General features: G+C 68.1%; 21 protein-coding genes. 7 read left to right on the top strand and 14 right to left on the bottom strand.

Translation table 11 applies throughout. The features are described 5' to 3' along the window. Positions 1–62: 62 nt before the first annotated feature. Positions 63–851: an inositol monophosphatase family protein gene (locus GL279_RS14635; protein WP_155065387.1), complete on the top strand. Its 789-nt coding sequence runs from the start codon at positions 63–65 to the stop codon at positions 849–851. Between the two features lie 90 nt (positions 852–941). Further along, on the top strand, positions 942–1,871 hold the full coding sequence (locus GL279_RS14630) for a DMT family transporter (RefSeq protein ID WP_246175329.1): 930 nt from the start codon (positions 942–944) through the stop codon (positions 1,869–1,871). On the opposite strand, the gene GL279_RS14625 is transcribed toward GL279_RS14630, so the two are convergent. Then, entirely contained in the window at positions 1,822–4,008 is a 2,187-nt protein-coding gene (locus tag GL279_RS14625; RefSeq protein WP_155065385.1) for a lytic transglycosylase domain-containing protein, read from the bottom strand. The two genes, GL279_RS14630 and GL279_RS14625, sit on opposite strands and share 50 nt — an antisense overlap. Before the next feature lie 128 nt (positions 4,009–4,136). Here GL279_RS14625 and dapA point away from each other — a divergent pair, with 128 nt between their 5' ends. Beyond that, positions 4,137–5,012, top strand: a complete 876-nt coding sequence (dapA, locus tag GL279_RS14620; protein WP_155065384.1) for a 4-hydroxy-tetrahydrodipicolinate synthase — start codon at positions 4,137–4,139, stop codon at positions 5,010–5,012. A gap of 57 nt (positions 5,013–5,069) precedes the next feature. Here dapA and GL279_RS14615 read toward each other — a convergent pair whose 3' ends face one another. Genes GL279_RS14615 through GL279_RS14590 form a run of 6 tightly spaced genes read right to left on the bottom strand, consistent with a single transcriptional unit; the run spans position 5,070 to position 10,806 of the window. Further along, positions 5,070–5,438, bottom strand: coding sequence for a Na+/H+ antiporter subunit G (locus GL279_RS14615; protein WP_155065383.1), 369 nt, complete (start codon positions 5,436–5,438; stop codon positions 5,070–5,072). Positions 5,439–5,449: 11 nt separating this feature from the next. Next, positions 5,450–5,719 carry a K+/H+ antiporter subunit F gene (locus GL279_RS14610; protein ID WP_155065382.1) on the bottom strand — a complete coding sequence of 90 codons (270 nt, stop codon included), beginning with the start codon at positions 5,717–5,719 and terminating at the stop codon, positions 5,450–5,452. Beyond that, entirely contained in the window at positions 5,716–6,207 is a 492-nt protein-coding gene (locus GL279_RS14605) for a Na+/H+ antiporter subunit E (RefSeq protein WP_155065381.1), read from the bottom strand. Before GL279_RS14605 ends, GL279_RS14610 begins: the two co-directional genes overlap by 4 nt. Next, positions 6,204–7,697: a monovalent cation/H+ antiporter subunit D gene (locus tag GL279_RS14600; protein WP_155065380.1), complete on the bottom strand. Its 1,494-nt coding sequence runs from the start codon at positions 7,695–7,697 to the stop codon at positions 6,204–6,206. Before GL279_RS14600 ends, GL279_RS14605 begins: the two co-directional genes overlap by 4 nt. After that, a complete protein-coding gene (locus GL279_RS14595; protein ID WP_155065379.1) occupies positions 7,694–8,044 on the bottom strand; it encodes a Na+/H+ antiporter subunit C in 351 nt (116 codons plus the stop codon). Before GL279_RS14595 ends, GL279_RS14600 begins: the two co-directional genes overlap by 4 nt. Then, positions 8,032–10,806 carry a monovalent cation/H+ antiporter subunit A gene (locus tag GL279_RS14590; RefSeq protein ID WP_155065378.1) on the bottom strand — a complete coding sequence of 925 codons (2,775 nt, stop codon included), beginning with the start codon at positions 10,804–10,806 and terminating at the stop codon, positions 8,032–8,034. The genes GL279_RS14595 and GL279_RS14590 overlap by 13 nt, the downstream gene beginning before the upstream one ends. A gap of 117 nt (positions 10,807–10,923) precedes the next feature. On the opposite strand from GL279_RS14590, the gene ruvC reads away from it, so the two are divergent. From ruvC to ruvB, 4 genes are read left to right on the top strand one after another with little or no spacing between them, the layout of a single operon-like run. Then, positions 10,924–11,418, top strand: a complete 495-nt coding sequence (gene ruvC, locus GL279_RS14585) for a crossover junction endodeoxyribonuclease RuvC (RefSeq protein WP_155065377.1) — start codon at positions 10,924–10,926, stop codon at positions 11,416–11,418. A gap of 20 nt (positions 11,419–11,438) precedes the next feature. After that, positions 11,439–12,113, top strand: coding sequence for a Holliday junction branch migration protein RuvA (gene ruvA / locus GL279_RS14580; RefSeq protein ID WP_155065376.1), 675 nt, complete (start codon positions 11,439–11,441; stop codon positions 12,111–12,113). A gap of 4 nt (positions 12,114–12,117) precedes the next feature. Beyond that, the gene (htpX, locus tag GL279_RS14575; RefSeq protein ID WP_155065375.1) at positions 12,118–13,032 is read left to right on the top strand and encodes a zinc metalloprotease HtpX; all 915 of its coding nucleotides are present in this window, start codon (positions 12,118–12,120) and stop codon (positions 13,030–13,032) included. Beyond that, positions 13,029–14,057, top strand: coding sequence for a Holliday junction branch migration DNA helicase RuvB (gene ruvB / locus GL279_RS14570; RefSeq protein WP_155065374.1), 1,029 nt, complete (start codon positions 13,029–13,031; stop codon positions 14,055–14,057). Before htpX ends, ruvB begins: the two co-directional genes overlap by 4 nt. Before the next feature lie 147 nt (positions 14,058–14,204). On the opposite strand, the gene GL279_RS14565 is transcribed toward ruvB, so the two are convergent. The 7 genes from GL279_RS14565 to GL279_RS19600 form a co-directional block, all read right to left on the bottom strand. Further along, entirely contained in the window at positions 14,205–14,522 is a 318-nt protein-coding gene (locus tag GL279_RS14565; RefSeq protein WP_155065373.1) for a chorismate mutase, read from the bottom strand. A gap of 318 nt (positions 14,523–14,840) precedes the next feature. Further along, positions 14,841–16,739: an ATP-dependent zinc metalloprotease FtsH gene (gene ftsH / locus GL279_RS14560; protein WP_155065372.1), complete on the bottom strand. Its 1,899-nt coding sequence runs from the start codon at positions 16,737–16,739 to the stop codon at positions 14,841–14,843. A gap of 60 nt (positions 16,740–16,799) precedes the next feature. Continuing rightward, positions 16,800–18,053, bottom strand: a complete 1,254-nt coding sequence (gene tilS / locus GL279_RS14555; protein WP_155065371.1) for a tRNA lysidine(34) synthetase TilS — start codon at positions 18,051–18,053, stop codon at positions 16,800–16,802. Next, the gene (locus GL279_RS14550; RefSeq protein ID WP_170293988.1) at positions 18,040–18,969 is read right to left on the bottom strand and encodes a tetratricopeptide repeat protein; all 930 of its coding nucleotides are present in this window, start codon (positions 18,967–18,969) and stop codon (positions 18,040–18,042) included. The genes tilS and GL279_RS14550 overlap by 14 nt, the downstream gene beginning before the upstream one ends. 14 nt (positions 18,970–18,983) lie before the next feature. Further along, entirely contained in the window at positions 18,984–19,499 is a 516-nt protein-coding gene (pal, locus tag GL279_RS14545) for a peptidoglycan-associated lipoprotein Pal (RefSeq protein ID WP_211371323.1), read from the bottom strand. Positions 19,500–19,523: 24 nt separating this feature from the next. After that, positions 19,524–20,849, bottom strand: a complete 1,326-nt coding sequence (tolB, locus tag GL279_RS14540) for a Tol-Pal system beta propeller repeat protein TolB (protein WP_155065369.1) — start codon at positions 20,847–20,849, stop codon at positions 19,524–19,526. 60 nt (positions 20,850–20,909) lie between these two features. After that, the coding region (locus GL279_RS19600; RefSeq protein ID WP_170293987.1) for a cell envelope integrity protein TolA at positions 20,910–22,052 on the bottom strand (1,143 nt) is incomplete at its 5' end.

Here is a 22,052-nt window from a genome sequence, read left to right as displayed (position 1 = left end):
CTTGGCTTCACTTTCGCCCGGCCTTGCCCTATGAGAGCGCCAATCCCGAAAAAGGAATCCCCATGGCCAGCGCCAATCTCAACATCATGATCAAGGCCGCGCGCAAGGCGGGCCGCAGCCTCGTCAAGGACTTCCGCGAAGTCGAGAACCTTCAGGTCTCGGTCAAGGGCGCCGGCGATTTCGTCACCCGCGCCGACCGCGAGGCCGAGCGCATCATCAAGGAAGAGCTGCGCACCGCCCGCCCGAACTACGGCTGGCTGGGCGAGGAGACCGGCGAAGAGGCCGGCGAGGATCCGACCCGGCGCTGGCTGGTCGATCCGCTGGACGGCACCAACAACTTCCTGCACGGCCTGCCGCATTGGGCGGTCAGCATCGCGCTGGAGCACAAGGGCGAGATCGTCGCCGCCGTCGTCTTCGACGCCGCCAAGGACGAGATGTTCACCGCCGAGCGCGGCGATGGCGCGTTCCTGAACGACCGCCGCATCCGCGTCTCGGGCCGCCGCCAGATGGGCGAGTCGATCTTTGCCACCGGCGTGCCGCATTCCGGGCGCGGCTACCTGCCCGCCACCATCCGCGACCTCAGCCGGCTGATGCCGGTCTGTTCGGGCATGCGGCAATGGGGCGCTGCGGCGCTGGACATGGCCTATGTCGCCGCCGGCCGCTTTGACGGCTATTGGGAACGCGCGGTCAAGCCGTGGGACGTGGCTGCCGGCATCTTGCTGGTCAAGGAGGCCGGCGGCTTTGTCGAGGCCCTGAACCCCGAGGACAACCCCGTCGAAAGCGGCAAGCTGGTGGCCTCGAACACCCAGCTTTTCGAGGAGTTCTCGGAAATCATCCGCAGCCGCGACTAGGCCGGTTGACCTTTCGGGAAGGCGGGCGCAAGGCTACCATACCAAGCCTGAAAGCCCGCCATGACCAAGACTAACCCCACGGGGCCATTGATGGCCCCGACCGACCGGCCGCTGGCCGTTCCGCCGCCGCAGGCCGGGCCCCTTCAGGACCGTCAGGGCAGCGCCATCCTGCTGATCTGCGCCTCGGCCTTTATCTTTGCCGCGCAGGACGGGGTGTCGCGCTATCTGGGCAGCACCTATTCGCCGGTGCTGATCACCATGCTGCGCTATTGGTTCTTTGCCGTCGTGGTGCTGGCCATGGCCCTGCGCCAGCCCGGCGGCCTGCGGGCGATGCGCAGCAACCGCCCCGGATTGCAGATCTTTCGCGGCGTGATCCTTGCGCTGGAAATCGTCGTGACGATCGAGGCCTTTGTCCAGCTGGGGCTGATCAACACCCATGCGATCTTTGCCTGCTATCCGCTGCTGATCTCGGTGCTGTCGGGGCCGGTCCTGGGCGAAAAGGTCGGCTGGCGGCGCTGGCTGGCGGCAGGGATCGGTTTCCTTGGCATCCTGATCGTGCTGCAACCGGGCAGCGGCGTATTCTCGGCCAAGGCGGCGCTGCCGCTGCTGGGCGCGGTGATGTTTGCCACCTATGGGCTGGCCACGCGCAAGGTCGGGCGCGATGACACCGCCGCCGTCAGCTTTTTCTGGACCGCCATCACCGGGGCAGTGGTGATGACGGCGATCGGCCTGCCCAGTTGGCAGCCGATCGCAGCGCCGGACCTGCCCTGGCTGCTGGCGCTGTGCATCGGCTCGGGCGTGGCGCATTTCATGCTGATCAAGGCCTATGAGCTGGCCGAAGCCTCGGCCCTGCAGCCGTTTTCCTATACCCAGCTGGTCTGGGTCAGCATCTTTGCCGTGGTGATCTTTGGCGAAAGGATGGCGCCGCATGTCGCCGTCGGCGGGGCCATCGTGGTCGGCGCGGGCCTCTTTACCTGGTGGCGGTCACGCCAGCGGGAACGGGCAGCGCGGAGGGGCTGATCCCCCCGACCAGCGGCTCGGAGCCGGCGGTGCTGGCGGCCTCGATCACCAATGCGGGGCGGATCACCTCGGCCAGCACGCCGCCGGCACCCATAAAGGCCAGCGCGCGCGCCGACATCGGCGGGCGCGGCGAGAACGCCAGCCGGATCGGCGGCTGCGGCGGCACCGGCATCAACCCGCCGCCGCTCAGGTCGAAACTGGGCACGATGGGCGCGGGATGGCCCATGATGCGCGCGCGATAGACCGGCAGTGCCTCGGCCACGCGCATGACGTAATTGCGCGTCTCGTCAAAGGGGATCATCTCGACCCAGTCCACCGGATCGGCTGTCTTGCGCAGATCGCCGAAATCCTGCAGCCAGCGCGCCGAACGTCCCGGCCCGGCGTTGTAGCCCCCGGCGACCAGCGCGATCGAGGTGCCGAATCGTTCGCGCAGCCCCTCCAGATAGGCAGCGCCCAACCGGGCGTTATAGGCCGCATCGCGGGTCAGCCGGGACTGGTCAAAAGGCTCGCCCAGCTTGCGCGCCATGGCGCGCGCGGTATCGGGCATGACCTGCATCAGCCCCAGCGCACCGGCGGACGAGGCGACGCGGTGGTTGAATTCGCTTTCGCGCCGGGCGATGGCCAACACCAGCTCGGGCGGCGGGCCCAGCCATTGCCGCTCCAACCCGGTCAGCGGGAAATAGGCGGCGGGATAGACCACGCCCTTGGCCGCCGCCGCCTTGGCCAGACGCAGCGCATGCCAGGGCTGGCGCAGCTCCAGCATCAGCCGGGCCATGCGGCCGATATCCTCGGGCACGGCGGTCTCGGCCAGATGCAGGAAAAACCGCGCGCCCTGATCGCTGTCGCCGGCGGCGATCAGCCAGACGCCGGTTTGCCAGACCGGGTTCTGCTCCAGCGCGCTGCCCCGCCATTCAGGCAGGCTGTCCGAGGCGACACCCGGCACCGCCAGCGCCGGCTGCATCGGCTGGCGCAGACGCTCGGCGGCCAGCTGGCCGTAATAGGCGGTCTGCCAGCTTGCCGCCTGACGATAAGCGGCCTCAGCATCGGGAGCATGGCCCAAGGCCTCTTGCGCCCGGCCCTGCCAGTAAAGCCCCCGGCTCAGCGAGATCGGGCTGCTGACATTCTGTTGCAGCCGGATGAAATGCGCCAGTGCCCGGTCCGGCGCGCCGCCACGCAGCGCGGCATAGCCGGCCAGCCATTCCAGATCGACGACGGTTTCCGACCCATCGGCCGGCAGGAAATGCCCCGCAGCCAGCTTTTCGGCCAGCACCCAGTCATTGGCGCGCAGCGCGGCACGGGCGAAATCGGCGCGCGGCCTGGCCCAGGCGGCGGGATCGCGCAGCGCCTGCGCGCTGGTCGAACGTTCGATGATCAGATCCTGCGCCAGATTGTTCATCCGCGCCCGCACCCGCCAGCGAAACCGGTCCAGCGCCAGCCCGGCATCGGCCCGCACCCCCGGCGGCAGCGCCAGAATCAGCGCGTCCACCCCGGCCTGCCCCGATTGCACCGCGATCCGCGCCCGCCCCAGCGCCTGCGCGGCGGGCGAGGCGACCGCCAGCATGTCGCGCGCCGACTGCCATTCTCCCTGATCCAGCAGATTCATCAGCCGTTGGTCATAAAGATCGATGACCTCGGGACTATGCGCGGCCATGAAGGCCTCGGCCTCGGGTTTGGTCAGCGGCTGGCTGGTCCAGAAGCGCTGGATCTCGGCGCGGGCGGCGGCAGGATCGCGCACCGACAGCGCCGCGATCAGCGCCTCGGCACCGTTCAGCGTGACCGGCCTGCGCGCGCCGAACCACGCGATCACCTGATCGGGCGGCAGGTCCGGGCGCAACAGCGCATCGCCGCGCCGATACAGCAGTTCCATCCCCGGCCAGTCGCGATGCGCCAGCGCAAAATCCAGATATTCCCGCCAGTTGCCTTGCCCCGCGCGCAGCTTTTGCCAGCGGATCAGATTGGCCGCGATCGGCCCCGAGACATCGGCCGCGCGCTCGGCCGCGCTCCAGTCGCGGGCGGCGGACAGGTCCAGCGCGCGGGCCAGCACCTGCGCATCCTCGGCTCTTGCCGGTGCCAAGCCAAGCACCAGTGCAAGCGCCATCAGCGGGCCAAGGATCCTGTCGCGCAAGGCATGAGTCATGCCGCCATTTCTGCGTGTATCCGCCCGGCGGCGCAACTCACTTCCTTGGCACGCGGACCAGATGCCGCACTTGGCAAGAGCCGCGCCCGGTTGTAAGGGCTTTTTGCATTCAAAAGCAGGATATCGTCATGTTCAAAGGCTCAATGCCCGCGCTGGTCACACCCTTCACCCCCGACGGGGAGCTGGATCTCCCCGCGCTGGAGAAGCTGGTTGAATGGCAGATCTCGGAAGGTTCGCATGGTCTGGTGCCGGTCGGCACCACCGGCGAAAGCCCCACCCTGTCGCATGACGAACACCGCAAGGTGGTCGAGGTGGTCGTGCGCGTGGCCGCCGGCCGCGTCCCGGTGATCGCCGGCGCCGGCTCGAACTCGACCCGCGAAGGCGTGGGACTGGTCCAGCACGCCCAATCCGCCGGCGCCAGCGCCGCGCTGGTGGTGACGCCCTATTACAACAAGCCGACGCAAGCCGGGCTGATCGCGCATTACACCGCGCTGCATGATGCCAGCGACCTGCCGATCATCATCTACAACATCCCCGGCCGCTCGGTCGTCGACATGACGCCCGAAACCATGGGCGAGCTGGCGAAACTGCCGCGCATCGTCGGCGTCAAGGACGCGACCGGCAGGCTGGAGCGCGTGTCGATGCAGCGCGCCAGCTGCGGGCCCGAGTTCATCCAGCTTTCGGGCGAGGACGCGACCGCGCTTGGCTTCAACGCGCAGGGCGGCGTCGGCTGCATCTCGGTCACCGCGAACGTGGCGCCGCGCCTGTGCGCCGAGTTCCAGGAGGCGACGCTGGCCGGAGATTATGCCCGCGCGCTGGAATATCAGGACCGGCTGATGCCGCTGCATGTCGCGATCTTCCTTGAGCCGGGCGTGGCCGGGGCGAAATACGCGCTGTCGCGGCTGGGCCTGTGCGAGAACCGCGTGCGCCTGCCGCTGGTCGAGCTGACCGCCACCACCCGCGCCCGCATCGACGAGGCCATGGCCCATGCCGGGCTGATCTAAGCGCGGTTTTTTCCGCGACGACGGATCGGGCGCGTTCCTTGCGGGACGCGCCCTTTTTCATGGCTGGCGGTCGTCGGCCGGTGGCGGGTCCGCGGCCAGCGCGCTCCAATCCCCGCCGGGGGGCCCGGCCTCGCCCCGGCGCCGGGCGCTGGCGATATTGGCCCGCGCCAGCATCAGCCCGGTGACCGGTGCGGTCAGCAGCAGGAACAGGGTGATCAGCAACTCGTGCCAGTCCTGCCCCAGACCTTGACTTGGGAACCAGATCAGCGAGGCCAGCAGCACCGCGCCCACGCCCAGCGTTGCCGATTTCGTCGGCGCATGCAGCCGCGACATCGCGTCGGGCAGCCGCACCAGCCCCCATGCGCCGACCAGCCCAAAGCCGCCGCCCAGCACCAGAAGCAGCGACACCAGAATCTCGCCGATCATCGCGCCCGCCGTCATTCGATAATATCGCCGCGCAGGACGAATTTCGCGAAGGCCACGGTCGAGATGAAACCCAGCATGGCAAACAGCAGCGCGGCCTCGAAATATAGCCCGGCGCCACGGTCGATGCCGAACAGCGTCAAAAGCGCGATGGCGTTCAGCGTCATCGTGTCCAGCGCCAGCACCCGGTCCGGCAGGCCGGGGCCACGAATGGCGCGAAACAGGCACAGCAGCATGGCCAGACCGAAGCAGCCATAGGCAAAGGTAAGCGCAATGCCGATCATCCGAAAATCTCCTGCAGGCGGGATTCGTAACGGGTCTTGATCTCGGCCAGCACCGCCTGCGGATCGGGCGCGTGCAGGCAATGCACCAGAAGCGCCCGGCCGTCCCGTGACAGATCGCAACTCAGCGTGCCGGGCGTCAGGGTGATCGTGGCCGCCAGCGCGGTGATCGCCTCGGGCTGATGCAGATCCAGCGGCACGCGCAGCCATGCCGGGCGCAGGTCGCGGCGCGGCATGAACAGCACGATCCGCGCGACGGTGAAATTGGCGCGCAGGATGTCCCATCCCAGCACCGCCAGATAGGCCGGCACCCGCCAGGGCCGGCGCAGCCGCGCCCCACCACGCAGATAGGGCGCGACCAGCAAGGGCAGCGCCAGCCCCACGATCAGCGCCAGCAGCAGCGTGCCGCGCCCGAACCCGTCCGACAGCAAAAGCCAGACCGCCACCAGCGCAAGGCTAAGGACCGGATGCGGCAAGAGCCGGCGGATCATTTCACCCCCTCCTGCCCCTGCAGCACCGCCGCGACATAGGCCGAAGGGGTCATCAGTTGCGCCGCCGTCGCCTCGGCCAGCCGCAGCGCCGGGGCGGCAAAGACCGTCAGCGCGATCAGCGCCGCCACCAGCAGCCCGATGCCCGCCCGCGCCAGCGCCGGGGCCGGTCCGCGCGCAACCGGCAGGGGCGCACCCCTGCTGGCCCAGAACAGCACGCTGCCGGCCCGTGCCATGCCACAGATCGCCAGCAGCGAGCTTGCCAGCACCGCCACCCAGATCCAGACCATGGCCGGGCTTTGCCAGCTGGCTTGCAGGATCAGCAGCTTGCCTAAGAAACCCGACAGCGGCGGCATGCCCGTGACCGCGATCGCCAGCAGGAAATACAGCACCGCCAGCCCTCCGGGCAGCGCCGCTCCGGGCCGCAGCCATGCCTCGGCGCGCCGCGTCAGGATCATGTCGGCGGCCAGAAACAGCGCCCCGGCGGCCAGTGTCGAATGCAGCAGATAATACAGCCCCGCCGCCAGCGCCTGCGGCGTCAGCTGCGCCACCGCCAGCATCAGCGTGCCGACCGAGCCCAGCGCGGCAAAGGCCGCCATCCGGCCCAGACTGCGCGCGCCGAGCAGCCCCGTCTGCCCCACGATCAGCGTCAGCCCCGCCGCCGGCAGCAGCAGCGCCGGCAACAGCGCCATATCGGGAAAGATCAGCGTGGCGCTGCGGATGATGCCATAGACGCCCACCTTGGTCATGATGGCAAACAGCGCCGCCACCGGCCCCGGCGCATTGGCATAGGTCGCGGGCAGCCAGAAATGCATGGGCACCAGCGCCGCCTTCAGCGCAAAGACCAGCATCAGCAGCACCGCGCCCAGACCGACCAGCCCGCCCTGTCCCGGCGGCATCTGCGCCACCCGCGCCGCCATATCGGCCATGTTCAGCGTGCCGGTCGCGGCATAAAGCACCCCCAGCGCCGCCAGAAACAACGTCGAGCCGGCAAGGTTATAGGCGATGTATTGCACGCCTGCGCGCAGCCGCATGGTGCCCGCGCCATGGATCATCAGCCCATAGCTCACGATCAGCAGCACCTCGAAGAACACGAACAGGTTGAAGGCGTCGCCGGTCAGGAAGGCACCATTCAGGCCCATCAACTGGAACTGCCACAGCGTATGGAAATGCGCGCCGCGCCGGTCCCAGCCACTGCCGATGGCATAGGCCAGCACCGCCAGCGCCAGCACGCCGGTCAGCACCAGCATCAGCGCCGCCAGCCGGTCCAGCATCAGCACGATGCCAAAGGGCGCCGCCCAGTTGCCCAGCCGATAGACCAGAATCTGGCCCTGCCCGGCCATGGCCAGCAGCTGCAACCCCAGCCCCAGGATCGCCGCCGTGCCCGCCAGCGAAACCAGCCGCTGCGCGCCGGGGCGCCCGCCCAGCAGCAACAGGATCAGCGCGCCAAGCCCCGCAGGCAGCAGCACGGGCAGGATCGGCAGATAGCTCATTCCCGCTCCTCCGGGGGCACGCGGTCGGCGCGCGGCATGTCGATGCGGTCATCGCCGCCCGACAGATGCGCGCCCAGCGCCATCATCACCGTCACCGCCGTCATCCCGAACGAGATCACGATCGCCGTCAGCACCAGCGCCTGCGGCAGCGGATCGCCGGGCGCAGACCCCTGCCCCAGCACCGGCGGCGCCGCCACCGCCAACCGCCCGCTCGCGAACAGAAACAGGTTGATGGCATAGCTGAGCAGCGTCATCCCCAGCACCACCGCGAAACTGCGCGAGCGCAGGATCAGGTAGCAGCCGCAGGCGGTCAGCATGCCGATGGCGCTGGCGATCAGGAATTCCATTCCGCCTCCTTTGCGCCCGGGGCCCCGCGCAGCGCCCGCGCCAGCCGGGCCAGCGCATCCAGCGCCAGCATCACCGCGCCCAGCACGCATAGAAACACCCCAAGGTCGAACCCCATGGCCGAGGCCAGCTCAAAGGGCTCAAGCCCCGGCAGCGCGATCTTGTCATGCCATGAGGTCAGAAACGGCCGCCCCGCCAGCCATGCGCCGATCCCGGTCAGCCCGGCCACGGCGACGCCGGCGCCGATCAGCCCCTGCCACGCCAGCCGGTTGCGGTCCTGCACCCAGGCCTGCCCCATGGCCATGTATTGCGCCATCAGCGCTGCCGCGACGATCAGCCCGGCGACAAAGCCGCCGCCCGGCAGGTTGTGGCCACGCAGGAACATGTGCAGGCCCACGGCCAGCGTCATCGGCAGCACCAGCCGCGCCACCACGGCCAGCATTTGCGGGTGATCACCCGGACCGCGCACCGGATGGCGCGGCAGCGCCCCCGCCAGCAGCGCCTGCGCCAAGGCAAAGATCACCAGCGCGGCGATGCCCAGCACGGTGATCTCGCCAAAGGTGTCATAGCCCCGGAAATCCACGAGGATCACGTTCACTACATTGTCGCCGCCGCCCAGCGCATGGCTGTTGCGCAGCATATAGCCGGAAATCGACGGCAACTCGGGCTGCGAACGCATCACCACCCAAGCCAGCCCGCCAAAGCCCAGACCGGCCAGCACAGAGAGCCCCGCATCAAAGCCGCGCCGCGCGCCGGCACTGCCCCTGCGGCTGCGGCGCGGCAGAAAGTTCAGCGCCATCAGCAGCAGGATCACCGTGACCACCTCGACGGTGATCTGGGTCAGCGCCAGATCCGGTGCGGACAGATACAGAAACAGGCCCGACACCATCAGCCCGACGATGCCGACCAGCACCAATGCCAGAAGCCGGTCGCGGTGACAGGCGGTCATCGCAAGACAGGCCAGCATCAGCACCAGCCAGCCGATGACCGCAACCGGCGGCGCCGGCAGCATCGGCCGGGTCAGCGCCGGCTGGCCGGGCCCGGCATAGGCCAGCACAGCGCAGGCCAGAATGACCACCAGCAGCGCCGCCAGCGCCCGCGCCATCGAGCCATTGCCGAGCCCGTCACCCAGCAGGCGCGCCAAGCGCAAGACGCCCGCCGCCACCCGGTCAAAGATCCGCCGCGCATCGGGCAGCGGCAGCTGCCACACGCCACGCCGCGCCAGCAGCGCCAGACCCGCCGCCACCGCCAGCGCCGACAGGCCCAGCGCGCCGCTCCAGCCATGCCACAGCGCCAGATGCGCCTGCGCCTCGGCCCCGGTCACCGCGGTTGCTGCCGCGCGCACCAGCCAGCCCGCCGCCTGATCCGGCATCAGCCCGATCAGCACGACCAGCGCCACCAGCAGCCCCGGCGCCAGCCACAGGCCCGCGCCCGGATCATGCGGCGGGCGCGGATAATCGCCGCGCACCGGGCCCAGAAACACCGCCCTGACAAGGCGCAGCGAATAGCCGACCGACAGCGCCGCGCTTAGCGTGGCGGCGATGGCCCAGCCGATGCCGGGCGCATGCAAGCTGGCCTCCAGCATCAGCTCCTTGGACAGGAACCCGTTCAGCGGCGGGATGCCGGCCATGGACAGCGCGGCCAGCGTGCCGATGGCGAAGGTCACCGGCATCAGCCGGCGCAGGCCACCCAGCCGCGCGACCGAACGCGTGCCGGTCTCGTGGTCGATGATCCCGGCGGTCATGAACAGCGCCGCCTTGAAGATGGCATGGTTCAGGATATGCAGCACCGCCGCCAGCGCCGCCTCCGCCGTGCCAAGCCCTAAAAGCAGGCAGATCAGCCCCAGATGCGAGACGGTGGAATAGGCCAGGAGCGCCTTGAGATCATCGCGCGACAGCGCCACCCAGGCCCCCAGCAGCATGGTCACAAGCCCCGTCCCCGAAACCAGCCAGAACCATTCCGGCGTCCCCGACAGCACCGGCCACAGCCGCGCCAGCAGGAACACCCCGGCTTTGACCATGGTCGCGGAATGCAGATAGGCTGAAACCGGCGTCGGCGCGGCCATGGCATGGGGCAGCCAGAAATGGAACGGGAACTGCGCCGATTTGGTAAAGGCGCCCAGCAGGATCAACAGCAACGCCGGCAGGTAAAGCGGGCTCGACTGGATCGCCCCACGCGCCGCCAGCAGATCCGAGATCTGGTAGGTGCCCGCGACATGGCCAAGGATCATCAGCCCCGCGATCATCGCAAGCCCGCCCATCCCGGTCACGACCAGCGCCATGCGTGCGCCGCGCCGCGCCTCGGCCTGACCGCTCCAGAACCCGATCAGCAGGAACGAGGACAGTGAGGTCAGCTCCCAGAACACCAGCAGCAGCAGCATGTTGTCCGACAGCACGACGCCCAGCATCGCGCCTTGGAACAGCATCAGGAAGCTGTAGAACCGCACCACCGGCTCGGCCGGGGCAAGGTAGTGGCGGGCATAAAGCTGGATCAACAGGCCGATGCCAAGGATCAGCAGGCCGAACAGCAGGCCCAGCCCGTCGATGCGAAAGCTGGCTTGCAGCCCCAGTTGCGGCAGCCAGTCCAGCCGGCTTGCCACCGTCTGACCCTGCAGGATGGCGGGAACATGCAGGCACAGCCCGGCCAGCGCCAACCCGGTCATCGCCGCCGCACCACCCGCGACGGCCGCCCTGCCCCGGCCTGCGGCCAGCATGGTCAGCAGCGCACCGGCAAAGGGCAACAGAACGATCAGGGCAGGCGACATGGGTTCCTTTCAGTTGGCCCCATGTCCCAGAGACGGCGACACAATGTCAACCGCAACTAGTTACCGCTGGCCGATGTTCGCGTTTCGTGCTAACTACGGGGGAAAATCGGGACAGGCATGAAGATCATCGGCATCGACCCTGGGTTGCGCAACATGGGCTGGGGCGTCATCGCCATCGACGGGCCACGCCTGCGCCATCTGGGCAACGGCATCATCCATTCCGAAGGCAGCGATCTGGGACCAAGGCTTTCGACGCTCTATCGCGGGCTTTGCGCGGTGATCGCCCAGCATCGCCCCGATGCGGCGGCGGTCGAACAAACCTTCGTCAACAAGGACGCGACCGGCACGCTGAAACTGGGTCAAGCGCGCGGAATCGCCCTGCTGGCCCCGGCCGAGGCCGGGCTGGAGATCGGCGAATATGCCCCGAATGCGGTGAAAAAGGCCGTGGTCGGCGTCGGCCATGCCGCCAAGGAACAGATCCAGCACATGGTCCGCTTCATGTTGCCGGGGGTGGAACTGGCCGGGCCGGATGCGGCGGATGCCCTTGCGATCGCGATCTGCCATGCCCATCACTTGCAAGGGCGCGCCCTGCGCATCAAGACCGGCGCGTGAACGAATAGGAAAGGTTTCAGATGATCGGACGCATCGCCGGCATCATCCTGCACCGGGGCCATGATCAGGTGCTGATCGACGTGCGCGGCGTGGGCTATATCGTCCATGTCAGCGAACGCACCTCGGCCAGCCTGCCGCCGGTCGGACAGGCCACCGCGCTTTATACCGAGCTTTTGGTGCGCGAGGATCTGTTGCAGCTCTTCGGCTTTCCGACGCTTCTGGAAAAGGAATGGCACCGGCTGTTGACCTCGGTGCAGGGGGTGGGCGCGCGGGTGGCGTTGGCGATCCTTGGCACGCTGGGCACGGACGGGCTAAGCCGGGCCTTGGCGCTTGGCGACTGGTCGGCCCTGCGCAAGGCCCCCGGCGTCGGCCCGAAACTGGCGCAGCGCGTCACCATGGAGCTGAAAGACAAGGCCCCGGCCGTGATGGCGATGGGCGGCAACCTGACCGTCGATCCGGGCCCCCTGCCCAGCAACGCCGATGAGGTGATCGAGCCCGCGCCCGCGCCGAAACCCGCCCGCGCGGCCAGCAGCGCGGCGCAGGCCACTTCGGATGCGCTCTCGGCCTTGGGCAATCTGGGTTATGCTCCGTCCGAGGCGGCGCGCGCCGTGGCCGAGGCCGCCTCTGCGGATCCCGAGGCGCCCACGGCGAGTTTGATCCGTGCCGCGCTGCGCTTGCTGGCGCCCAAGGAGTAAGACGATGGGAAACATGCGGACCTTTGTGCTGATGGCCATGCTGACCGCGCTGGTCATGGCGATGGGCGGATTGGTCGGCGGCCGGGGCGGCGCTGTGATCGCGCTGGTTTTTGCCGGGGCGGGCAACCTGTTCGCGTGGTGGAACAGCGACAAGATGGTGCTGCGCCAGCAGGGCGCGCATCTGGTCACCCGCCAGCAGGCGCCCGAACTGGTGGACATGGTGGCGGAACTGGCGCAGCGAGCCGGCCTGCCGATGCCGGCGGTCTATGTGCTGGAAACCGAGCAGCCCAACGCCTTTGCCACCGGCCGCGACCCGCAGAACGCCGCCGTGGCGGTGACGCAGGGCATCATGCGCATCCTCAGCCGCGACGAACTGGCGGGCGTCATCGCGCATGAGCTGGCCCATATCAGACATCGCGATACGCTGACGATGACGGTGACCGCGACCATGGCGGGCGCCATCGCCATGCTGGGCAATATGCTGATGTTTTCCTCGATCTTCGGCGGGCGCGAGGACAATCGCGGCGGCGGGCTCGCCGGGTTGCTGGCGATGATCTTTGCGCCCATGGCAGCGGGTCTGGTACAGATGGCCGTCTCGCGCACCCGCGAATACGAGGCCGACCGCAGCGGCGCCGAAATCTGCGGCCAGCCGCTGGCCTTGGCGGGCGCGCTGGCCAAGATCTCGCGCGCGGCGGATCAGGTGGTCAATATCCCGGCCGAGCGCAACCCGGCTTCGGCCAGCATGTTCATCGTGAACCCGCTGCATGCGCTGCGCATGGACCGGCTTTTCGCCACCCACCCGCCGGTTCAGGACCGCATCGCCCGGCTGCAGGCCATGGCCGGCCGCACGGCCAGCGCCCCTGCGGCACCCTCGCGCATGCCCCGCACCGGCCAGCGCGGCCCCTGGAGCGGCGCATGAGCCAGCCCGACCCCATGCTGCGCCCCGAACCGCTGGAGGGCGAGACCGAGGACCGCGCCCTGCGCCCGCAGATGCTGACCGATTTCGTGGGTCAGGCCGAGGCCCGTGCCAACCTGCGCGTATTCATCGAAAGCGCCAAGATGCGCGGCAAGGCCATGGACCACACGCTGTTCCACGGCCCGCCCGGCCTCGGCAAGACCACGCTGGCGCAGATTATGGCGCGCGAACTGGGGGTGAACTTCAAGATGACCTCGGGCCCGGTGCTGGCCCGTGCCGGTGATCTGGCGGCGATCCTGACCAATCTGGAAGCGCGCGACGTGCTTTTCATCGACGAGATCCACCGCATGAACCCGGCGGTCGAGGAAATCCTTTATCCCGCGATGGAGGATTTCGAGCTGGACCTGGTGATCGGCGAAGGCCCCGCCGCCCGCACCGTGCGCATCGAGCTGCAACCCTTTACCCTCGTCGGCGCCACCACGCGGTTGGGCCTCTTGACCACACCGCTGCGCGACCGCTTCGGCATCCCGACCCGGCTGCAGTTCTACACCATCGAGGAACTCGACCTGATCGTCACGCGCGGCGCCCGGCTGATGGGCATCCCCTCGGACCCCGAGGGCACGCATGAGATCGCCCGCCGCGCCCGCGGCACCCCGCGCATCGCCGGCCGCCTGCTGCGCCGGGTCATCGACTTTGCTCTGGTCGAGGGCGACGGCCGCCTGACCCGCGAGATCGCAGATTCTGCCCTGACCCGCCTCGGTGTCGATCATATCGGCCTCGACAGTGCCGACCGCCGCTATCTGACGCTGATGGCCGAACATTATGGCGGCGGCCCCGTCGGGGTGGAAACGCTATCTGCCGCGCTGTCGGAAAGCCGCGATGCCATCGAAGAGGTGATCGAACCCTATCTGATGCAACAGGGGCTTGTCGCCCGCACGCCGCGCGGCCGCATGCTGGCGCGCCTGGGCTGGCGGCATCTCGGGCTGGATGCCCCGAAACAGCAGCAAGACAGCCTCTTCGACGACTGAACCCGCAGCAGGGGGCTCCGCCCCCGTTCGTCGCTGACGCTCCTCACACCCCCGGGATATTTCGACACGAAAGAAGCGCCGGCCGGATTTCTTTCGTGCAAAAGTATCCTGGGGGAGCGCGGAACGCGCGGGGGCAAAGCCCCCTTGTCAGCGTTGGACGCCGGGGGACAGCTGCCGGTCTTCTTGCGCGATGAAATGATCCATCATCACCCGCCAGACGGTTTCGATCATGTCCGGGTCGGCGCCATGTTCCAGCGCTAGGCGGCGGACGTTCGCGGCGACTTCCTCGACGCGGCTGTCGATGCGCGCCGGCAGGTCCTCGCGCGACTTGATGCGCGCCGCCTCGTCGATCAGGGCGGTGCGCTCGGCCAGTAGGGCGACCAGCCGGGCATCCAGCGCGTCGATCCGCGCGCGCAGATCGGGCATGGCTGAATCGGGGGACAGAGGTTTTTCGGATTGGGTCATGGCTTGGCCTTACCCCGGATCGGCCTGGAGGCAAAATTCAAGGCGGCAATATGTTGCCGAAAGATCGCAGAGCATCGGCGAAATTCCGCGCATTACACGCGAGGCTCGCGAAATGCGCGATTCTGCCGCTCAATATCGGCACGGGCAGTTTCGGGTCGAGAGGAGCGGCGCATGAATCCGGCAGTTTTCGTCATCAATATCGGCTTTGGCATCGGACTTGCGCTTGGGGCGCTGGCGCTGCTGCTGATCTGAATCGCGACAGGCATTGCCAGGTCGCAAGAAACACCCCCGATGCTTGGCATCGGGGGTGTTTTTCGATCAGCCTTGCGGTTGCGGCGCCGCGTCTGGCGTGGGTGCCGCGCTGGCCGTGCGGGGCACGGCGGTCACCGACGGGATGGACGAGCCGGGCGTATTGTCGTCGCCGCCCAGCGCCTCGCCACGGATAACGCGACCGATGTCCTCGCCGGTCAGGGTCTCATATTCCAACAGACCCTTGGCCAGCCGCTCGAACTCCTCGGATTTCTCCAGAAGGATGCGGCGGGCATCGACATAGCCCTGTTCGATCAGGTCATGCACTTCCTGCTCGATCAGTTCCTTGGTCGCGGCCGAGACCGAGAAGCCGCCGGTATTGCCCTGATAACCCTCATGCGCCTCGGCATAGTCGATATTGCCGACCTTGTCCGACATGCCCCAGCGCATCACCATGGCCCGCGCCAGCGCGCTCGCCTGCTGGATATCACCGGCCGGGCCGTTCGATACACCCTCTTCGCCGTATTTGATGATCTCGGCGGCCTTGCCGGCCATGGTCATCGCCAGCTTCTGCTTGGCCTCGTCCTTGTGATAGTTCAGCCGGTCCATTTCCGGCAGGCTGACCACCATGCCCAAAGCGCCGCCGCGCGGGATGATCGTCGCCTTGTAGACCGGATCGCATTTCGGCAGCGACAGGCCGACGATGGCATGGCCGGCCTCGTGATAGGCGGTCTTTTCCTTCTGCTCGGGCGTCAGGACCATACTGCGGCGTTCGACGCCCAGCATGACCTTGTCCTTGGCATTCTCGAAATCCTCCATCGCAACGAAGCGACGGCCAAGGCGCGCAGCGGTCAGCGCGGCCTCGTTCACGAGGTTCATCAGATCCGCGCCGGAAAACCCGGGCGTGCCGCGGGCGATGATGCGCAGATCGACATCGGGGCCGATCGGCACCTTGCGGGCATGCACCGACAGGATCTTTTCGCGGCCCTTGATGTCGGGGTTCGGCACATAGATCTGGCGGTCAAAGCGGCCGGGACGCAGCAGCGCAGGGTCCAGAACGTCCTTACGGTTGGTGGCGGCGATGATGATGACGCCTTCATTGGCGTCGAAACCGTCCATCTCGACCAGCAGCTGGTTCAGGGTCTGTTCGCGTTCGTCATTGCCGCCGCCGATGCCGACGCCACGCGCCCGGCCCACGGCGTCGATCTCGTCGATGAAGACGATGCAGGGGGCGGATTTCTTGGCCTGCTCGAACATGTCGCGCACACGGCTGGCGCCGACGCCGACGAACATCTCGACGAAATCCGAACCCGAGATGGTAAAGAACGGCACGCCCGCCTCACCCGCAATGGCACGGGCCAGCAGGGTCTTACCCGTGCCGGGCGGACCGACCAGCAGCGCGCCTTTCGGGATCTTGCCGCCCAGACGGCTGAATTTCTGCGGGTTGCGCAGGAATTCGACGATCTCTTCCAGTTCTTCCTTGGCCTCGTCGATGCCGGCCACGTCGTCGAAGGTCACGCGGCCATGCTTTTCGGTCAGCAGCTTGGCCCGCGACTTGCCAAAGCCCATCGCGCCGCCTTTGCCGCCGCCCTGCATCCGGTTCATGAAGAAGATCCAGACGCCGATCAGCAGGATGAAGGGCAGCCAGACGCCCAGAAGCGACATGAAGCCCGATTGCTGCTGGCGTTCGACGCGCACATCGACGCCCTTGTCCACCAGTTTCGAGGCGATGTCCTCGCCCATCGGCCGCACGGTGGCGAGCTGTTTGCCGTCCTTGGTGGTGATGCCGACGTTCTCACCGTCGATGGTGACGGCGGTAACCTGATCCTTATCCACCCGCTGGATGAAGTCGGAATAGCTGATCTGGCGGCTGTTCATCTGGCTCGAGCCATCGCTGAACAGATTGAACAGCGCCAGGATCATCAGGAACAGAACCACCCAGAAGGCTATATTGCGCGCATTGCCCAAAAGGGTCCTCCTCGGGGTAGATAAGGCTTTCGCCTGAAAATAGGGATTCCGCCGCCGGGTTCAATGCGTATAGAGCACCGCACGGAATTGTTCGGGCCCGCGCAGGGCGTTGGCGGTGATGCGCGGATGCGGCCGCAACAGCGGCGCGGCCAGCAATTCACCATCACGGCGCACCGCCGGACTAGCCGCCGCCTCGTCCCGGCCCAAGCCCGACTGCCGCCAGTTCAGGTCGGGCAGCGCCTCATGGCCCAAGGCGCCGACCGTCTCGCCGGGGGCAAGCCCGGCCAGCCGCCAGCGCCCGTCCCAAAGTGCGACACCCGCCGCGTCGGGTTGCGCGGCAGGGGCGCGAAGCGCGGCGGCGGGTTCGCGGATCAGGCGCAGACGGTCGCAGCGCGGCTCGGCCAGAACGCCGTCCAGCGCGATGCGCGCGCCGGTGTTGATCGCGGTCAGCGCATGCAGCACCGATTCTCGCCGGGGCGGATAGTCGGCGCCACTGACCCAGCGCAGCCCGGCGACCAGCACCCGGCGGCGAATCTCCAGCGGCGCGTGGCGAAACCGCGTCAGCGGCAGGATCAGGCTGGCGGCGCGGGCCTCGGCCCCCTCGGCGACCTCAGCGGCAAATTCCTGCAAGGCATCGCGCGCCATGGCGAGGTTGGCCGCCGATTGCGCCAATTGCGCCGCCGGCAGGTCCAGCGCCGCCAAGGCCTTGCGGATCCGCACCCGATCATAATCGGGATTGTCGTTCGAAGGATCGTCGGTCCAGCCGATGTCGCGCACAGCCAGCCAGTCGCGCAGCTCGGCGCGCGACACGTCCAGCATCGGCCGCAGCCAGCGCATGTCAAAGGCGGTGCGCGCCGGCGCCATGCCCGACAGCCCGTCCACCCCCGCCCCGCGCCCCAGCCGCATCAACAGCGTCTCGGCCTGATCGTCGCGGGTATGACCCAGCAGCACCGCGGACAGCTCGTTGCGCGCCGCCCAGCCGGCCAACAGGCGCAGCCGGGCATCGCGGGCCGCCGCCATCAGATTGCCGCCCGGATCATCGCGCCGCCACAGCAGCGTGGCATGCGGGATTTCCAGCGCCTGCGCAGCGCGATGCGCCTGACGCGCCTCTTCGGCGGATTCGGGACGCAGACTGTGGTCGACGGTGGCGGCCATCAGACAGCGCCCGCGCGCCCAGCCCTTGGCCAGATGCATCAATGCGGTGGAATCGCCGCCGCCCGACAGCGCGATGCCAAGACGCGGCAGATCGCCCGCCAGCCGGTCCAGCGCCGCATTGACCCGGCGTGCCACGGGGTCGGCACTATTGCTGGGCATCAAGCATGTCGGCGGCAGCCTCGGGATCGGCCTCGGGATCGACCGGGGGCGCCATGGCGGGATCATCGGCCTGGGTCGCATCGCATTCGGCGGCGCTCAGGCGCTTTTCGGCCTCGGCGGCCTGCGGCGCATCGGGAAAACGCGCGAGAATTTCCTGAAGGTAATAGCAGCCCTCGGCGGGGCCAGCCTTGGCTGACATGGCCCGCGACAGGCCCAGCAGCGCATCGGACGCCTGCGGTCCGTTGGGATTGGCGGCAAAGCTTTCCAGCCATGCGATGCCGGCTGCGGGCAAATCACCGGCCGAATCCAGCGCTGCACCGCGCAGAAACAGCGCCTCGGCGGTCAGTGGACCGCCAGCATGGGTTTCGGCGACGGCCGCGAGGAGGTCCGCAGCACGACGAAAGTCACCTTGACCGAGCACCTCCCGGGCCCGGTCGAAATCGGCCTTTTCCGCAGCGGTCGCGGCCCCGGCCGAGGGGGTGGCGGGGGCGGCAAGCGCCCCCTGCTTGTTCGACGACGGCAGCGGCGCTGCGCTGCTTTGATCGCCCAGTTTCGGCGTGGTCAGGCTGCCCAGATCGCAGCCCTCTTCCATTTCGCACAGGCGAAATTCGATATCGCCGATGCGGGTGGTGCCGTCCTTGACCACGCGGTCGATGCGGTTTTGCAACTGCTCGGTCTGGCCGGTCAGCTGCGACAGCTGCGCCTCCATCGCGTTCATGCGATCGATAGCGCTGTCGCCGCCGGCGGCGGCATAGCCCGCCGGCCCCTCGGCCTGCAACTGACCGCGCAGATCCTGCAACTGCCCCGAAAGCTGGTCCAGTTCCTGACGGATGTCCGCCAGGGTCTTGGCCTTGTCCTGCGCCAAGGCCGGCATCGCTGCCAGCGCCAGCCCGGCGGCAAGGATCAGGCCACGCAAGGACGGGCTGCGCCTCACGACCCGGCCCCCGGCGACACCACCGTCACCGCGCGGCGGTTCTTGGCATAGCACTCCTCGGTCGAACAGATCGCCAGAGGACGCTCCTTGCCATAGCTGACCGTGCGCAGCCGACCCGCGGCCACCCCTTGCGAGATCAGGTATTCCTGCACCGAGTTCGCGCGCCGCGCACCCAGCGCAAGGTTATATTCGCGCGTGCCCTGTTCATCGGCATGGCCCTGGATCACCGCAGAAAAGCCGGCGTTCTGGTTCATCCAGCCGGCCTGATTGGTCAGAATGGTGCGCGCATCCGGGGTCAGGGTCGACTGATCCACCGGGAACAGCACGGTATCGCCCACGGTCGATTTGAAATACTCGGCCGAGCCGGGCAGCGCACTGCTGTTCACCCCAGCGGCACCGTTCATGCCGGCATAGGGGTCATTGACCATCGGCCCACCCGGCCCCGCCGGGCGCGAACAGGCCGCCATGGCCAGAACCGCGCCGATCGCGGCAATTTTCACGAATGTCTTCATCAACCTGTCCAGTTTTCCCGCGCGTTACGGCAGCAACGGACCCCAATCCGGGTCCGAGGCCGCGCCATTGATCTTGACGGGACGCATGTTGCGCCCGGTGATATCCACCGAATGCAGACGCGGCTCGCCGTTGCCGCCGGGCGTCACGCGGGTGAACATCACGACGCGCCCATTGGGGGCCCAAGTCGGGCCTTCGTCAAGGAACGATTCTGTCAGCATTTTCTCTTCCGAGCCATCGGTGCGCATGACGCCGATGTGGAACTTGCCGTCGACCTGCCGGGTAAAGGCGATCATGTCACCGCGCGGCGACCAGACCGGGGTGCCATAGCGCCCGTCGCCAAAGCTGATCCGCTTGGGCTCGCCGCCGTTCGCGCCCATGATGTATAGCTGCGGCACGCCCGAGCGGTCGCTTTCAAAGACGATCTGGCTGCCGTCCGGGCTGTAGCTGGGCGAGGTCTCGATCGAGGGGGCATTGGTCAGCGCACGCTGCGCGCCCGACGAGGCATCCATCTGATAGATGTCGGTATTGCCGTTTTTCTCCAGCGAATAGACGATCCAGCGCCCGTCGGGCGAGAAGCGCGGCGAAAAGCTCATCGTGCCCTGCTGCTGGCCGGTCAGCGGTCGCGCGGCCAGCGAGTTCACATCCATCATCATCGCCTGCGGGAAGCCGCTGGCATAAGAGGTGTAAAGGATCTTCGATCCGTCCGGCGAAAAGCGCGGCTTCAGCACCAGCGCGGAATCGTCGGTCAGGTATTTCACGTTCGCGCCGTCGTAATCCATCACGCCTATGCGCTTGAGCCGGTTGTCCTTGGGCCCGCGCTCTTGCACGAAGGCGACACGGCTGTCGAAATAGGGGCCCTCGCCCGTCAGGCGGGCATAGACCTGATCGGCGGCCTTGTGCGCGGCGCGGCGCCATGCCCCGGTCGAGGCGTCGAACTGCATGCCGTCGCCCAGCGGCTGGCCGGCAAAGACGTCGAACAGGCGGAACTTGACCACCACCTTGCCGCCCTGGACGCTGACCGCGCCGGTGACCAGCGCCTGCGCATTGATCGCCTTCCAGTCCTCATAGGACACCGGCGCGGTAAAGCCTGCCGGCTTGGCGATATAGGCGCTGGCCGGGATCTGCCGGAAAAGGCCGGTGCCGGTCAGATCGGCCGCGACCACGTCCTGCACCTGTTGTAGGTATTGCCCGGCACCGCCGTCATCAAAGAACTGGATGGCAAAGGGCATCGGCTCGATCACGCCATCGGTGATCTCGATCCGCAACGGCCCGTCCTGAGCCAGAACCGGCGCGGCCACGCCAAAGCCGGCGAGAGCCAGCACGGAAGTCAGCAAAAGTTTACGCAACATGAATCGCCTCTGGAGCTTTGGTTGCAGAATACCGGGTCGCGCGGCGGGATGCCATGGCGCTCACTTGACCGCCGCGCTGCCACTGGGGTTGAAGTCGATGATGGTTTCTTTCCACCGATTGTATTTTTCGGCCGGCAGCTTGTAGCCGCCGCTGCGCGCCGCGCACATCAGGATGGCGCGCCGCCCTGCCTCATAGGCCTGTTTCGCCGCCGCATCCGAGCCGCCGCTGCTGCCGATCATCTTCAGCGACCCGGGATCGGGCATGCCGTCGGGCGACATGGTAAAGCGGATCGACACCTTGGTCTGCGAGGCCTCGGTCGACAGCGAGCCACGGTTCCAACAGGCCTCGACCGCAACGCGGAAGCCGTCCTTTTCACCCTGGCTGAGCGGCGGACCGCTGGCGGCAGCACCGCCCCCGCCCTGCCCGCCGGCGCCGTCCTTCTTGGCATCGGCTGCGGCCTGCGCCTTTTTCTCGGCGGCGGCAGCGGCCTTGCGCTCGGCATCGGCCTTTTCCTTGGCCTTGGCTTCGGCGGCGGCCTTGTCGGCGGCCTTCTTCTCGGCCGCAGCTTTGTCCGCAGCCTTCTTCTCGGCGGCAGCCTTTTGCGCCGCCTCGGCCTTGGCCTTGGCTTCCTCGGCCTCTTTCTCGGCCTGCTCGGCGGCCTTCTTCTCGGCGGCCTTCTTGGCCGCAGCGGCCTTGTCCGCAGCAGCTTTCTCAGCAGCGGCCTTTTTATCGGCAGCAGCCTTGTCCGCAGCCTCCTGCGCGGCGGCCTCTTTCTCGGCAGCGGCCTCGGCAGCGGCTTTGTCGGCGGCAGCCTTGTCTGCCGCGGCCTTCTTGTCGGCAGCGCGCTTGGCAGCCTTGTCCGCCGCAGCCTTCTCGGCCACCTTTTCCTCGGCAGCAGCCTCAGCATCGGCAGCAGCCTGCGCCTCGGCGGCGGCTTGACGACGGGTGCGTTCGCGGGCGGCATCGGCCTTGCGCTCGGCCTCGGCGGCCTTCTCGGCCTCGGCCTCGCGGCGGTCCTGCTCGGCGCGCTCGGCGGCGGCCCGTTTCGCGGCAGCGGCCTTGGCGGCGGCCTGTTCGGCGGCGGCTTCCTCGGCCTGCCGCGCCAGCAGCGCCTCGCGCGCGGCAGCGGCCTCGGCGGCCCGGCGGGTCGCGGCAGCCTCACGCGCAGCGGCAGCGTCTCGGGCCGCAGCTTCCGCGGCTTC

The sequence above is a fragment of the Paracoccus limosus genome, from assembly GCF_009711185.1.
GTDB lineage: Bacteria > Pseudomonadota > Alphaproteobacteria > Rhodobacterales > Rhodobacteraceae > Paracoccus > Paracoccus limosus.
This window is presented reverse-complemented; position numbering and strand designations above follow the sequence as displayed.